Origin of the sequence: Halioglobus sp. HI00S01, assembly GCF_001635445.1 — a bacterium.
Lineage (GTDB): Bacteria > Pseudomonadota > Gammaproteobacteria > Pseudomonadales > Halieaceae > Halioglobus > Halioglobus japonicus.
Window position 1 is genome coordinate 1 of record NZ_LWEE01000095.1, and the last position, 217, is coordinate 217.

The window sequence follows — 217 nt, forward strand, 5'->3', positions numbered from 1 at the left end:
CGCACTGTGGCTGACCCAGGGCAACACGTCCTGGAGTGGTGTCGATACGCCGCCTGAATGCCTGATGGGTGGCACACCGGTCTGTGGCCCTCTGAATGTGGCGTTCTACCAGGCGCGTCCGCGTGAAGCGACCATGGAAAGTGATGTTATCGATCTGGATTTCACTTACAGCGGCGACAACTACGTCCTGGAATTCCAGGTGGGTGAGACCACATCA

Annotated in this window: 1 protein-coding gene; it reads left to right on the top strand. The window is 58.1% G+C overall.

Annotated elements, in window-relative coordinates; translation table 11 throughout:
• The coding region (locus A3709_RS23720) for a hypothetical protein (protein WP_197484182.1) at nt 1-217 on the top strand (217 nt) is incomplete at both ends.